This is a genomic window from Halomonas sp. R57-5 (genome assembly GCF_900070345.1).
Taxonomy (GTDB): domain Bacteria; phylum Pseudomonadota; class Gammaproteobacteria; order Pseudomonadales; family Halomonadaceae; genus Vreelandella; species Vreelandella ventosae_B.
This window is the reverse complement of the sequence record NZ_LN813019.1, coordinates 5,018,366-5,031,573: the sequence shown is the minus strand read 5'-3', so window position 1 is coordinate 5,031,573 and position 13,208 is coordinate 5,018,366. Positions and strand designations below refer to the sequence as shown.

The window sequence follows — 13,208 nt, the reverse complement described above, 5'->3', positions numbered from 1 at the left end:
ACCCTTCGTCATTTCAGGTAGCCTAGCCGAAACATGCGCACACTGKTTAATGACAAAANGTAATTACACGTGGCCAGCAGTAACTTCGATTTCCTGAAACATCACGATGAGCTTCTGGTGCGTTTGGCACAGACCGCTGAAGCCTGCTTTGTTTCTGATCCCAACACCACGCTGATTAAAATGCGCCAGCTTGGTGAAGAATTGGCGAGAACCATCGCTTCACGTCTGGGGGTAGCATCAGGAAGTGATGTGAAACAGATCGATTTACTGCGAGAGCTCGATAATACTCTCCGTCTGGATCAGCAGATAAAAGATGCTTTTCACAGTTTGAGAAAGCTGGGTAATTGCGCTGCCCACGATTTGACCTCGTCTAATCACCGGGATGCGCTGAAAGCGCTTCAGTTGGGACATGCGCTGGCCATGTGGTTTCATCTCCAATTTGCGGTGCAAAGGCCCTGGGCTTTAAAACCAAGGCTTTCATAAAGCCCGAAGATCCCTCTTCCAGAGTCCGTGATCTTGAAGAAAAGATTCTGGAGCTGCACAAACAGCACCATTCAACGACAGACCGTCTTACCAAGACTGAAGCATTGAAAGAAGCCGAAGCTCTGAAAGCCGAAGCGGAAAGACAGCGTGCTGAGCGTATGTCGACCGAAAGCAAGGTGTGGGAAGAGTTGGCAACCGAGCATGAAGCGACCCTTGAGAAATATCGGGCCAAAATGAATGAAGCAAACGTTCTATATTTTCAATCATTTACTCAGCAGGCCCCTGAAGCGCAGGCAGTACAAATCAGTAACGTTGAAAAGTCCACACTGCAGCTCAACGAAGCGGAAACACGTGTCCTAATCGACGAGCAACTCATTGAGGCAGGCTGGGAAGCTGATAGCGTCAATCTCAAATATTCCGCTGGCGCACGGCCAATTCCCAATCAAAACCGGGCTATTGCTGAATGGCCAACAGCTTCCGGCCCCGCCGACTATGTCCTGTTCATTGGCCTGATGCCTGTAGCCGTTGTAGAGGCCAAAAAGAGCGCCAGAAACGTTTATGGCAGCATCGATCAGGCCAAGCGTTATGCCAAGGTCTACAGGAGAAAGGTGCGTTTACCGTTGAAGAGCTTTATGGAGAGTTTCGTGTGCCGCTGGCCTTCGCAACCAATGGCCGTCCTTACCTGAAACAGCTGGAGCAGGAAAGTGGTATCTGGTTTTTGGACGTGCGCGACGATACCAACCGACGTCGAGCGCTAAACGGTTGGTATTCGCCACAGGAAATAAAAACCTATCTCCGGCAAACCCCTCAGCAAGCTGAAGATGAGCTGGAGGCCATGGGGTTTGATTATCATCTTGCCTTGCGCGACTACCAGATCGAGGCCATTCGAGCGACTGAAACCCGTATCAAGCAAGGAGAAACCGCGGCCCTGATAGCCATGGCAACCGGGACAGGCAAGACCAAAACAGCCATCGCCATGGTCTATCGATTTCTCAAGGCTGAGCGTTTTCGCCGCATCCTGTTTCTGGTGGATCGCTCTGCACTGGGCGTACAGGCAACCGATGATTTCGGTGAGGTTCGGCTGGAAAACCTCAATACCTTTGCAGAAACCTTTGATGTCATCGGTATGGCGCCAAACAAGACTCCCAAGGCGACACCGGATGATGCCACCAAGGTTCACGTTGCCACCGTGCAGGGTCTGGTCAAGCGAATCCTTTACCCGACTGATGGCACGGCGCGGCCCGGCGTTGGCCAGTATGACTGCATCATTGTCGATGAATGCCACCGGGGCTATCTGCTGGATCGTGAGCTTAGCGATACCGAGCAAATGTTTCGTGACCAGAAGGACTACCAGTCAAAGTATCGCAGCGTCATCGACTACTTCGATGCTTTCAAGATCGGACTGACCGCTACGCCCGCCCTGCACACGACCGAGATTTTTGGCGCCCCTGTTTTTACCTACAGCTACACAGAAGCCGTGCTGGACGGCTATCTCAATGACCATCTTCCACCCATTCGGATACGTACAAAGCTCTCTGAAGAGGGTATCTCCTACAAGGTAAATGAACAGGTAACGGTTTACGACGTCGCCAATAACACGATCGATACCTATAACACGCCCGATGAATTGAACTTTGATGTTAGCGATTTCAACCGCAAGGTGATTGCTCCTGAGTTCACGAGCGTTGTCACCCGATGGTTGATCGAAAGCGATTCGATCAATCCCTATTCACCGGCGAAAACACTGGTCTTTTGCGTAACAGACAAGCACGCCGATGATGTAGTTGAAGCGTTCAAGACCGCCATTGAGCATTATCATGGTGAAGTTGAAGACGACGCCGTACAAAAGATCACTGGKGCCAGTGACAAGCCGCTGGAAAAGATTCGCAGCTATAAAAACGATCGACTGCCTAACATTGCCGTCACCGTTGATTTGATGACGACAGGAATAGATGTTCCCGCCATCTGTAATCTGGTGTTTCTACGTCGAGTGAACAGTCGAATTCTATTTGAACAGATGCTGGGGCGCGCCACTCGGCTATGCCCTGATATCGGCAAGGGGCCATTCCGAATCTATGACGCCGTAGATATCTACACGCAGCTGGAACACGTGAACACCATGAAACCGGTGGTCACCAAGGTTGACCTTGCCTTCAAGGGTCTTGAAGACGACATGAAGCAAGAGAGCGCTCCAGAGCTCCAGGACCTTGCCAGGAAGCAGTTTATTTCAAAGCTTCAGGTCAAAAAGAACTACCTGCTGCCAGAGCAGGCTGACAAATTTGAAATCATTGCAGGCAAGTCTCCCGGTGAGTTCGCTCGTGAGCTCAAGAACATGCCTGTCTCGCAACTCGCCGAATGGTTTACTAACAATCCTGGACTCGGTGAATTGCTTGATACCACCGTTACCAATGGTGGTGGGGGCTGGAGACCTAATGTAGTGATTCATGATGGCAGTGATAAGATAGCGGGTATCACTACGGGCTATGGCGAGGGGCAAAAACCGGAAGATTATCTGAAAGCCTTCAAAGCCTATATCAACGCCAACAGTAACCGTCTGGCGGCGCTTCAGACCGTGATCAACCGCCCGTGGGAGCTCACCCGTCAAAGTCTGAGAGAGCTCGCCGTCGAACTTGAGCGCAATCAGTTTCGTGAGCAGGACCTTCAGGTCGCTTGGCGTGAACTGACGCAGGAAGAGATCGCTGCCAAGATCATTGGGTTTATTCGGCAAGCAGCGCTAGGCGAGCCTCTGGTCCCTTGGGATCAACGAGTTGATAATGCGCTGGAAACGATTCTCCAGAGCCAGCCTTGGAAGACCCCCCAGCGTGATTGGCTTAAGCTGATCGCCAAGCAGATGAAGGCCACCATCATTGTGGATGAGGCCGCGCTGAATCAGGGGCCGTTCAAGGCCCAGGGCGGTATCAAACGCGCTAACAAGCTCTTTGATCAGCCCGTTACCGATATCCTCACACAGTTTAACCAAGCGCTCTGGGCATGACCCAGAGCGCCAACCACATGAAGTAGACACCAACCATGAACACCCCGAACCTCGTCGCTAAACTCTGGAACCTTTGTAATCTGTTGCGTGACGATGGCGTGACCTATCACGAATACATTACCGAACTGACGTATCTTGTCTTTCTCAAGATGGKGGAAGAGACCGGGCAGGATGAACTGTTGCCGGCCAATAATACCTGGACGGATCTGGAGAACCAGAACTCGGCCAGCCGGCTGGAGTTCTACAAGAAAATGCTGGTCGATCTTGGCGGCCACGGCTCAAGGATCACGCAGGCGATCTATAACAATGCCCACACCGTAATCCGCAAGCCAGCGACGCTGGATAAACTGATCACTGAAATCGACAAGCTCGATTGGTACAGCGCCCGCCAGGAAGGCCTAGGCGATATGTATGAAGGGCTACTGGAAATCAATGCCAGCGAGAAGAAATCCGGCGCAGGTCAGTACTTCACTCCGCGTGTACTGATCAATGCCATGGTCAAGCTGATGAAGCCGACCCTGGACGACGTGATTGTGGACCCGACGGCCGGTACTGGTGGGTTTCTGATCAGCGCCCACCATCATATTGGTGCCAATAACGATGTCGAGGCATTGGATGAAGCGGCCTATGATCGTTACCAACACAAGACCTTTTATGGCATGGAATTTGTGCCGGATACCCGCCGTCTGGCATTGATGAACCTGATGCTGCACGACATCGCCATCGATGATCATCACGCTGGCATCCTGTTTGGCGACACCCTTAGTAATGAAGGTAAGCAGCTCCCCAGAGCGTCGCTGTTGCTCGCCAACCCTCCCTTTGGCACCAAACAAGGCGGCGGTATCCCGACCCGGGATGATCTGCTGTTTTACAGCAGTAACAAGCAGCAGGCCTTCCTGCATTTGATGTATCACGTGATGCTCAAACCCGGCGGCCGCGCCGCGGTGGTGCTGCCGGACAACGTGCTGTTCGAGGCCGGCCAGGGTGCCCAGGTACGCCACGACCTGATGGAGAAGTGCAACCTGCACACCATTCTCCGCCTGCCCACCGGCATTTTTTATGCCGCGGGTGTTAAAACCAACGTTTTGTTTTTCTCCAAGCCTGAAGACCCCACCCAGGACAAGGGCAACACGCAAAACGTCTGGGTCTATGACCTGCGCACCAACATGCCGAGCTTCGGCAAGCGCACGCCCTTTACTGACAAATACCTTGAACCATTCGAGACCGTATTTGGTGACGACCCCAACGGTCAAAGCCCGCGGCAGGAAGGCGAGTGGTCGTTCAACGCTGACGAGATCGCCGTTGATCCTGACGCCACGGACGAAAACCAGGGCGTGATCGATGACCGACTCGCCAAATCCCGCTGGCGCTGCTTCTCCCGCGAGTGGATTCGCGACACCAAGGGCGACTCGCTTGATATCAGCTGGCTCAAGGACAAGGACAGCGTGGATGCTGCTGACATGCCTGACCCCGAGGTGCTGGCCGGCGAGGCCATGAGCGAGCTGGTGCAAGCTCTGGGCGAGCTGGACGGGCTGATGCGTGAACTAGGAGCTGAGGAAGAGGCCGATGGGCAACGGGTATTGTTGAAGGAAATGATGGGTGGGGATAAATAAATGATGGAAGTATCGATCCCCGATGAATGGGCTGTCATCGAATATGGTGATGTGTTGACCTCCGTATCAAATGGTATAGGAGGAAAACAAAACAAAGATGGCTCAGGTATTCCTGTTAGTCGTATTGAAACTATTGCTCATGAAACAATCAACTTTAGTCGGGTTGGTTTCATAGAGATATACGATACTAATAAAGTTGAAAAATATAAAATTAATAAGGGCGACATCTTATTTAGCCATATAAACAGCCCGACCCACCTTGGAAAGACTGCCATTTTCGATAAGAATCGCGAACTTTATCATGGAATAAACTTACTTCGGTTAGTTGTGAATAAAAAGTGTATGATTGCGCGCTTTTTTAATTATCATTGCAAGTTTTCGAGGAAGGCTGGCATCTTCTCACAAAATGCTCAGCATGCAGTAAATCAATCGTCCATAAATCAGAAGAAGCTGTCTAGGTTTAAGGTTCCGCTTCCCCCCCTTGCCGAACAAAAAATCATCGCCGACAAACTCGACACCCTGCTGGCGCAGGTGGACAACACCAAAGCCCGCCTTGAGCCTATTCCCAAGATCCTCAAGCGCTTTCGTCAATCCGTACTGGCAGGGGCGATGAGTGGGCGGKTGACGAAAGAGKGGCGAGCCACTAATCACCAAAACATTGGAGATGTGAAGCCATTATCTGTAGCAGGAAAAATAATTGCAGGACAATCTCCCAGTAGATCAGAGGTTAACTTTGATGGGAAAGGCGAACCGTATGTAACCGGTCCTGAACAATGGGATGGAAGAAAAATATTACATAATAAGTGGACAGAGTACCCTAAACGTATGGCCCCGGATGGCTCGATATTTGTCACAGTAAAAGGTGCTGGTGTGGGAACTACTTTTCCGGGCTGTTATGCAGCGATCGGTCGTGATGTGTATGCGTTTGTCCCTAACGAAAAGATGAACTACACCTACATTCTTTTTGCCATTCAGGCTTCCGCCGCAGATGTTGTTTTAAAAGCTAAGGGGTTAATCCCTGGCTTGACGAAAAGTAATATAATTGACCACGAAATATACTTGCCGCCACTCAAAGAACAAATCGAAATCGTCCGCCGCGTGGATCGACTCTTTGCCCACGCCGACCGTATCGAGCATCAGGTGAATCAATCGCTGGCGCGGGTGAACAACCTCACCCAATCCATTCTCGCCAAAGCTTTCCGAGGCGAACTCACCGAGCAGTGGCGTAAAGACAACCCTGACCTGATCACCGGCGAGAACAGCGCAGAGGCGCTGCTGGAAAGGATCAAAGCAGAACGGGCGGTGAAAGCGCCAGCAAAACGCCGCAAACGTAGTGCATAAGCGGCTGACTCCATTATCAATTAGAAGTGACAAAGGTTAGGCAAGAAAGCGAAACATGAACTTTTAAGCGGTGGGCACATCAAATTGATTGGAAAAAATTACCATTATGGTAAACAATACAACCAACGTTAGCGTCTATTCAGGGCAACCGCCTAGCGAGGCCGGTAGCAAACGAATTCACATTGAAGACGAGCCGCTGTACGCCGTAACTGACGTACTAGCGCTGCTGGACGCAGGTGACGAACAGACGGTGCTATGGACACGCAAGTGCATAGCAGATGTTCAACAGCTTGCTTATGAAATATCAGACGTCCGCGCATTGCTGAAACAAGCGCTTACCGGTGGTCAGTATTTAAAATCTGAATGGTGTGTGCAGAAGCCAACAGGCCCATGGGCTGCATGCGATAGCTACCGCTTGCAGCGAATCGAGTGGATAGAGCATGCACACAAAGAAATGCACATAGAATACTACGTAAAATTTGCGATTGGTAAAACAGGCAAGCTACTGCTGCTGGTTTCTTGCCATACTTAGTACCGAGGAGTGTCATGGCTAATCACATTTGTCCGATCTGCGAATCTGGGCAGCTTCATGCCCGTAGCGAATGGATAGACGTTGAGCACATGGGCAAACATAGCCGCATTGAAAGCCACTTTTTGGCTTGTGATGGCTGTGGTAGCGAGCAGGCAGGAACAAAAGAAGCACGTGATAATAAGCGCGCAATGACTGCTTTTAAGAAACAAGCGCAGGGGCTACTCACTGGCGCAGAAGTGCTCGCATTACGTAAGCATTGGCAATTAAATCAACAAGACGCTGCTCGCATCTTTGGCGGTGGCCCTGTGGCGTTCTCTAAGTACGAATCAGATGATGTCATGCAATCTGATGCTATGGATAAGCTGTTACGCGTCGCCGATCAGGTGCCAGCCGCGCTGGAGAAGCTGAAAGCCGATGCTGGAGTAACAAACAGAGAAACTCGCCTTTGGAAAACGACCTCTATCGTTGGGCTACGCTCACTCCCACGCAAGGTAAATACTAAGGTGATCCAGTCTCATGAGATCGAGCGCGAGGTCTGTTATGGCTAAAGCTAAAGTCAGCAAAAAGCTGCAACAAGCGATTGACAGCTTGGTCATCAACGACGTTTATCTCAAGTCCGCGCAAGCTGAGTGCGAAGACGATTTTGATCCCAAGTCAGCCGATAGTTTAGAAGTGCTGTCGGTGCAGCAAATGCACATTGTGCGTAAAAGTGAAGTGATACAAGTGGATGGCGACGGCCAACTGGTACGCATCTATATTCGCCTTGGGGCTCGTTGGGTTTCACAACAACAAGAGGATGAAGAGCCTGATATTAAAGCGCTTATAGAAGGGGAGTTTATTGCAGAGTACCTAGTAACCGACTCAATAGAGCAAGAAGCAATAGATGAGTACGCGCTTAAAAACGCCAGTTATCACGTTTGGCCCTATTGGCGCGAATTCTTGAGCTCACAATGCGAACGCTTGCGCTTACCGCGAGTGGTTTTACCCACCGTTCAGTTTAGCAAGCAACCCGATCCTATAGCCGATTGATCGGCCTATAACATATTGGGTGCTGTGCACGGTGCTGCTAGACTCACTTGATCTACGCAAATCGTTACTAGGAAAGCCCCCGTATGACCAAGGCAAATATCAACACCCAGATGCTGACCTGGGCGCGCGAGCGCTCCGGCATCCCGGTGCCTGAATTTGCACATAAGTGCGGGGTGAATGAAGAAAAACTGCTGGCATGGGAAGCGGGTGAAAAGCCCATCACCTTCCGCCAAGCGATGCAGTTTGCCGAAAAAGCCTACGTCCCTTTTGGGTACCTGTTTCTTACAGAGCCGCCCGAAGAAGTGTTGCCCATTCCCGATCTTCGAACGCTGGAAGGCCAAGGTGTTACTCGGCCGAGCGCTGAGCTTCTTGATCTGATCAAGCTAATGCTTCAGCGCCAGGAGTGGTACCGGGACTATTTAAAGCAGCACTTTGCCGAGCCCAATCCAAATGTTGGCCGCTTTTCTGCCAATCACTCTGTCGCTGAAATCGTCGCCGACATGCGCTCCCAGTTAGGCGTTGAGGATCACCCTAAGCGCGGTAAATGGGATGACTATTACCGCGATTTAACCCAGCGAATCGAAGCACAGGGAATCCTGGTGATGCGCCAAGGCGATATGGGCCACTACACACGCCCTTTGCGAGTTGAAGAGTTCCGCGGGTTTGCCATTGTAGATGACTATGCGCCTATCATTTTCGTCAATCATGGCGATGCGCTAGGTGCGCGCTTATTTACTCTGATCCATGAGCTTTGTCATATTTGGATTGGGCAGTCTGGCATTTCCGATGGAAACGCTAATACGCACCGCCAACAAGAAGTGCTTTGTAATGCCGTCGCGGCAGAGTTTTTAGTACCAGAACAAGAATTCAGCTCTCTTTGGCAACACGATTTAGTGCACTGGCAAGATAACTTACCGACGTTGGAAGCCCACTTTCACGTCAGCACCTGGGCATTGGCGCGCCGTGCGTTGACGCTCAATTTTATTTCTCAAGCGCAATACGGCCATTATATTGCTGAACAGCAGGCGCAGCACAAAGCAAATGAGAGCAGTGGCGGGCCAACCTACTACCAGACTAAGAAATCCCAAATCAGCCAATCATTTTCTAGGGCGGTGGTCAGTGAAGCACTGAGTGGTCAGTTGATGTTACGCGAAGCGAGCGACCTGCTAGGCGGGGTCAAACCTAGTAAAATAGAGCGCTTTGCTCAATTTCTGTGTCCAAACTGAATCTACTCTCGTCTCTGGCCAGCCCTTTGACCTTCCCTACCTGACACACAGAGCTTGTCGTCTTATAAATTGCTTTTAATAAAAATAGCAACTAATGTGTTGCTGTAAACTAAAAAAGCAACTTATTTGATGACACCGCCATGCCGTTACTGGATCAGATCAAAAAGCGCCGTGTTGCGCTAGGCTTCAAACAAAGTGACATGCAGATGCGGGTGGGAATGTCGCGCCAGCAGTATCAACGGCTTGAAGCCAGTGGCAACCCGCGCCTTAACACGTTAGAACTGGTGGCTAAGGGGTTGAACAGCGAGATTATGTTGATCCCCCAAGAGAAGCGCGACGCGGTGTTGGCCCTGCTCGCAGGTCATACGGTGGGCACACCTTCCTCTGATATGGAGGATAACGGCGATAGCGTCATTGATGACCCGTGGAAAGGCTTACTAGAGGATGATTAACCGTACAAAGGGGGCTAAATGGATCGATTGAGCATTCTGCAGCTCTCTTTGCATGGGAGCGTGGTGGGTCATCTTGCGGGTTATTCCCATGGCAAGAATATCCTGCTGTTCGATGATGAGTTTCGCCACAACCCTGAGCGGCCAACGCTTAGTCTGATTACGCACCCTAATTTCCCTAAATCTGAAGAGATTTTAGCGAGAGACTGGTCGAGGCACCAACGGTTGCATCCTCTGTTATCTAATCTGCTGCCTGAAGGTGCGCTGCGTGAACTGCTCGCGCATAGTTTGAAAACCCATATTGACCATGAGTTCTCTCTTCTAGCATGGCTTGGTCTTGACCTTCCCGGCGCTCTCATCGCACGCCCACTCTCACCAGACAACATCCCGGCGAAGGTACTGTCTCGGTTGCCACACGCACGACCTGAAACAATTGAGTATCCACCGGTACTAGCGTCCGGTAATAAGTTCTCGTTGGCTGGCGTACAGATGAAGTTCTCTATGAAGGAGAAAGATGGCCGTTATAACCTGATCCATAGCGCCGTTAGTGATGGCAATGAGGAGTTGGGTGAGTGGATCATCAAAACGCCCTCCACCCAGCATGCTTACGTTCCCTTAAACGAATTTTCGGCAATGCAACTGGCGGCCCTTGCTGGCATCGATATGCCGGAAACTCGCTTGGTCGCACTCGATACGTTAGACAATCTGCCTGCTATCCGATTGCCAGAAGAGCCCATGGCGTTTGGTATCAAGCGTTTTGATCGCCAGCGCGGCTTGCAGGGTACCGAGCGCGTTCACATGGAGGATTTTGCTCAAGTCTTGGCGAAATATCCCCATGAAAAGTATGGCTCGGCTAGCTATGATCAAATCGGCCGTATTCTGTACCAGTTTTCCGGTGATGCCATTGCGGATGCCCAGCAGTTTGCCCGACGCCTGCTGGTAAACATTTTGCTTGCCAACGGCGATGCTCACTTAAAAAATTGGAGCCTTTTGTACTCTGATCGCTACACGCCACGGCTATCACCCGCTTACGATATTGTGACCACCAGCGTATATATGGACAACGAACGTACTACTGCGCTTAATTTGGCTGGCCAAAAAGCGTGGTATCAAACCTCCATGGAAAGCTATCAGCAGTGGGCTAAAAAAGCCGACATTCCTTGGCGTTTAATCAAGCCCCACCTAGATGACACGCTTGATAAAGCCCGCTCCTTGTGGCCTCAAGCACTGGCGGAGCTACCAATGCATGAACCTCATAAGCAGGCACTGCGTGAACATTGGCAGCGTCTCCATACTGATTTTCGTCTGCTTGGCGGTTAACAGCGGTTTTTAGTAGCTGAAAACATCACTCAATATTCTGGATTTGCTCCCTCATCTGCTCGATCAACACCTTCAACTCCACCGCACAGCGGGTCGTCTCTGCCACCACGGATTTTGACGAGAGCGTGTTGGCTTCGCGGTTGAGTTCCTGCATCAGGAAATCCAGGCGGCGACCTTTGGGGCCTTTCTGGGCGAGCTGGTGGCTCACTTCTTCTATATGCGCGGTCAGGCGGTCTAGTTCTTCATCCACATCAGCTTTTTGTGCCACCAGCACCAGTTCGGCCTCCAGGCGTTGGGGATCGAGTTCAGTTTTGGCAACCTCCAAGCGTTCCAGCAGTTGGGCGCGTTGGCGTTCCAGGATCTGCGGTAACAGGCTGCGCACTGTGGCTACCTGCTCACTTGCCGCCGCCAGGCGGGTGGTGATCATTTCGGCCAGCTTGTCGCCTTCACGGGCGCGGGCGTCAATCAGCTCATCCAGCGCTTGGTCAAACAGCGCTTTGGCGGCGGCTTTGATGGCGTCTTGATCCAGGTGCTGGGTTTCCATTACGCCGGGCTGATTGAGAAGCGCGAGCGTGGTGGGCGGCACGGCGCTGGGCACCTGCTGCTGAATGGCGGCTAGGGCGTCGGCAATCTCTTTTAACCGCTGGACGTTCACCGCCGGCGCTTGAGCGGTGTCGGCGCTCTCGAACCGCACGCTGCACTCCACTTTGCCACGGGCCAGGCGAGTACGCAGTGCTTCGCGCAGCACCGGTTCTAAATCCCGTAGGCTTTCATGTAGGCGAAAATGTGGCTCTAAGTAACGCTGATTCACCGAGCGAATTTCGACCTGCAGGGTGCCAAAGGGGGCGGCCTGCTCGGTGCGGGCGAAGGCAGTCATGCTGTGCGTCATGGAAAAACCTGTAGAGAGATTAGCGTGTTGGAAGTGTAGAGCATTCGCTAACACTCTTGTTTGAATTGACGCGTCTATTTATTCGATACGTTGAATACTGAGCCAAAGTACGGAAATCAAACACCCATGATGTCTGGCTGCACCTCAATAAGCAGACTGGCATCCGGCGATGGCGTATCCATCACCTCGAAGACGCGGTCGATCATCTCGCCCACGTTTTGTCGTGCCATGATCAGGTGAGGGTGAAACGCAGCGGCCAGCGGGTCCCAGTCAAAGCAGCCAACAATCATATCGTCAAGCTGATAGCCGCCCCGCTGTAGCCAGCGCACGATTCCCTCAAGCGAAATCGTTGAGTTGACGAACATCGCGCTGGGAAGCGTAGCGCGGTGGCGCATATACGCCTCTAGCGCGACCTGGGCCTTATCGGCGGCATAGTCGCAGGGAATGATGTCTGCCTCCGAGGKGGAAAGCCCGCGTTCAGCGCGAGCCTGGGTAAATCCGGCAATCCGCTCGCGGGTATTGTGATCCTCCGCACGGCCACCAATAAACAGGATGGCGTTGTCACTTGGCGCTTGGCTGGCTAGCTGATCGAGAATGGCGTGGGTCAGCTTTTGCGCGCCCTCCCTGTTATTGGAAATAATCGAGGGGGCCTTACCGCCGGGCAAATCCAGGTTAATACTCGCCACTCCGCTCTCATCGCACATCGCTGAAATCGTGTCGGGATCAGTGGCCCCGGTACTGACTAAACATTCGACCCGGTAGGCGAGCATCATGCGCGCCGCCTCGCGCTCTTGGGTCGGGTCGCGGTTGGTACAAGCGACAATCGCAAACAGCCCACGGCGCCTCGCCTGGGCTTCGAAATGTTGGGCAATCGAGCTGAAATAGCGGTTGTCGTAGAGCGGCAGAATCATGCCAATAATCCCCGAACGCTCCCGGCGCAGCGCACGGGCCTGCATGTTGGCTGAATAGCCTTCCGCTTGGGCGAGGGAAAGAATTTTGCTAGCCAGTTTTTTGCTGATGCGACGGCGCTGCCAAGTGCCGTTGAGCACGGCACTGACGGTACTAGGCGACGTTTCTGCCAACCTCGCTAAGTCGTAAATAGTCAGCCGCTTGGATGAAGAGTCGCTAACCACGGGGCAGCTCCTTGCGATTAGATAAAAGTAGCATTGACGTGATGAAGGAATAGATCAATCCTACATATTGCACAACCGATTGTGCACGCTCGGTTAAATGACAATAACGATAGCGATGATGCATCGCTTAGGTACCACTCACCGTATCCAGCACTGTGTAAAGTTTCTGTGCATTAAATTCCTATGCATTGTGAGGCT

The 13,208-nt window shown here is 51.9% G+C and carries 13 protein-coding genes; 11 read left to right on the top strand and 2 right to left on the bottom strand.

Going from position 1 to position 13,208, the window contains the following annotated elements; genetic code table 11:
* The first annotated feature begins 69 nt into the window (after positions 1 to 69).
* The 11 genes from HALO_RS23385 (at position 70) to HALO_RS22945 (ending at position 10,988) form a co-directional block, all read left to right on the top strand.
* On the top strand, positions 70 to 483 hold the full coding sequence (locus HALO_RS23385) for a DUF4145 domain-containing protein (protein WP_197671958.1): 414 nt from the start codon (positions 70 to 72) through the stop codon (positions 481 to 483).
* Positions 423 to 1,169: a type I restriction endonuclease gene (locus HALO_RS23380; protein ID WP_197671957.1), complete on the top strand. Its 747-nt coding sequence runs from the start codon at positions 423 to 425 to the stop codon at positions 1,167 to 1,169. The genes HALO_RS23385 and HALO_RS23380 overlap by 61 nt, the downstream gene beginning before the upstream one ends.
* The gene (gene hsdR, locus HALO_RS22985; protein WP_197671956.1) at positions 1,130 to 3,478 is read left to right on the top strand and encodes a type I restriction-modification system endonuclease; all 2,349 of its coding nucleotides are present in this window, start codon (positions 1,130 to 1,132) and stop codon (positions 3,476 to 3,478) included. The genes HALO_RS23380 and hsdR overlap by 40 nt, the downstream gene beginning before the upstream one ends.
* Positions 3,479 to 3,513: 35 nt before the next feature.
* Complete coding sequence (locus HALO_RS22980) at positions 3,514 to 5,091, top strand: class I SAM-dependent DNA methyltransferase (protein WP_050714096.1); 1,578 nt, start codon at positions 3,514 to 3,516, stop codon at positions 5,089 to 5,091.
* The gene (locus HALO_RS22975; RefSeq protein WP_050714095.1) at positions 5,092 to 6,432 is read left to right on the top strand and encodes a restriction endonuclease subunit S; all 1,341 of its coding nucleotides are present in this window, start codon (positions 5,092 to 5,094) and stop codon (positions 6,430 to 6,432) included.
* Between the two features lie 88 nt (positions 6,433 to 6,520).
* The gene (locus tag HALO_RS22970) at positions 6,521 to 6,964 is read left to right on the top strand and encodes a hypothetical protein (RefSeq protein WP_197671955.1); all 444 of its coding nucleotides are present in this window, start codon (positions 6,521 to 6,523) and stop codon (positions 6,962 to 6,964) included.
* 14 nt (positions 6,965 to 6,978) lie between these two features.
* Entirely contained in the window at positions 6,979 to 7,512 is a 534-nt protein-coding gene (locus HALO_RS22965; protein WP_035582299.1) for a type II toxin-antitoxin system MqsA family antitoxin, read from the top strand.
* A complete protein-coding gene (locus HALO_RS22960) occupies positions 7,505 to 7,993 on the top strand; it encodes a hypothetical protein (RefSeq protein WP_035582302.1) in 489 nt (162 codons plus the stop codon). The genes HALO_RS22965 and HALO_RS22960 overlap by 8 nt, the downstream gene beginning before the upstream one ends.
* An 83-nt stretch (positions 7,994 to 8,076) precedes the next feature.
* Complete coding sequence (locus HALO_RS22955; protein WP_035582305.1) at positions 8,077 to 9,219, top strand: ImmA/IrrE family metallo-endopeptidase; 1,143 nt, start codon at positions 8,077 to 8,079, stop codon at positions 9,217 to 9,219.
* 140 nt (positions 9,220 to 9,359) lie between these two features.
* Entirely contained in the window at positions 9,360 to 9,671 is a 312-nt protein-coding gene (locus HALO_RS22950) for a helix-turn-helix transcriptional regulator (protein WP_035582308.1), read from the top strand.
* 18 nt (positions 9,672 to 9,689) lie between these two features.
* Positions 9,690 to 10,988: a type II toxin-antitoxin system HipA family toxin gene (locus HALO_RS22945; RefSeq protein ID WP_035582309.1), complete on the top strand. Its 1,299-nt coding sequence runs from the start codon at positions 9,690 to 9,692 to the stop codon at positions 10,986 to 10,988.
* A 25-nt stretch (positions 10,989 to 11,013) separates the two neighbouring features.
* Here the strand turns inward: HALO_RS22945 and HALO_RS22940 are convergent, their stop codons facing one another.
* A complete protein-coding gene (locus tag HALO_RS22940) occupies positions 11,014 to 11,877 on the bottom strand; it encodes a YicC/YloC family endoribonuclease (RefSeq protein WP_035582311.1) in 864 nt (287 codons plus the stop codon).
* Between the two features lie 116 nt (positions 11,878 to 11,993).
* Complete coding sequence (locus HALO_RS22935) at positions 11,994 to 13,010, bottom strand: substrate-binding domain-containing protein (protein WP_050714094.1); 1,017 nt, start codon at positions 13,008 to 13,010, stop codon at positions 11,994 to 11,996.
* Positions 13,011 to 13,208: the final 198 nt, after the last annotated feature.

Bases quoted from the DNA above. Each gene is read 5' to 3' on its own strand.
- HALO_RS22945 (WP_035582309.1), top strand. From the start codon at position 9,690: ATGGATCGATTGAGCATTCTGCAGCTCTCTTTGCATGGGAGCGTGGTG.
- HALO_RS22940 (WP_035582311.1), bottom strand. From the start codon at position 11,877: ATGACGCACAGCATGACTGCCTTCGCCCGCACCGAGCAGGCCGCCCCC.
- HALO_RS22950 (WP_035582308.1), top strand. From the start codon at position 9,360: ATGCCGTTACTGGATCAGATCAAAAAGCGCCGTGTTGCGCTAGGCTTC.
- HALO_RS22965 (WP_035582299.1), top strand. From the start codon at position 6,979: ATGGCTAATCACATTTGTCCGATCTGCGAATCTGGGCAGCTTCATGCC.
- HALO_RS22955 (WP_035582305.1), top strand. From the start codon at position 8,077: ATGACCAAGGCAAATATCAACACCCAGATGCTGACCTGGGCGCGCGAG.
- HALO_RS22960 (WP_035582302.1), top strand. From the start codon at position 7,505: ATGGCTAAAGCTAAAGTCAGCAAAAAGCTGCAACAAGCGATTGACAGC.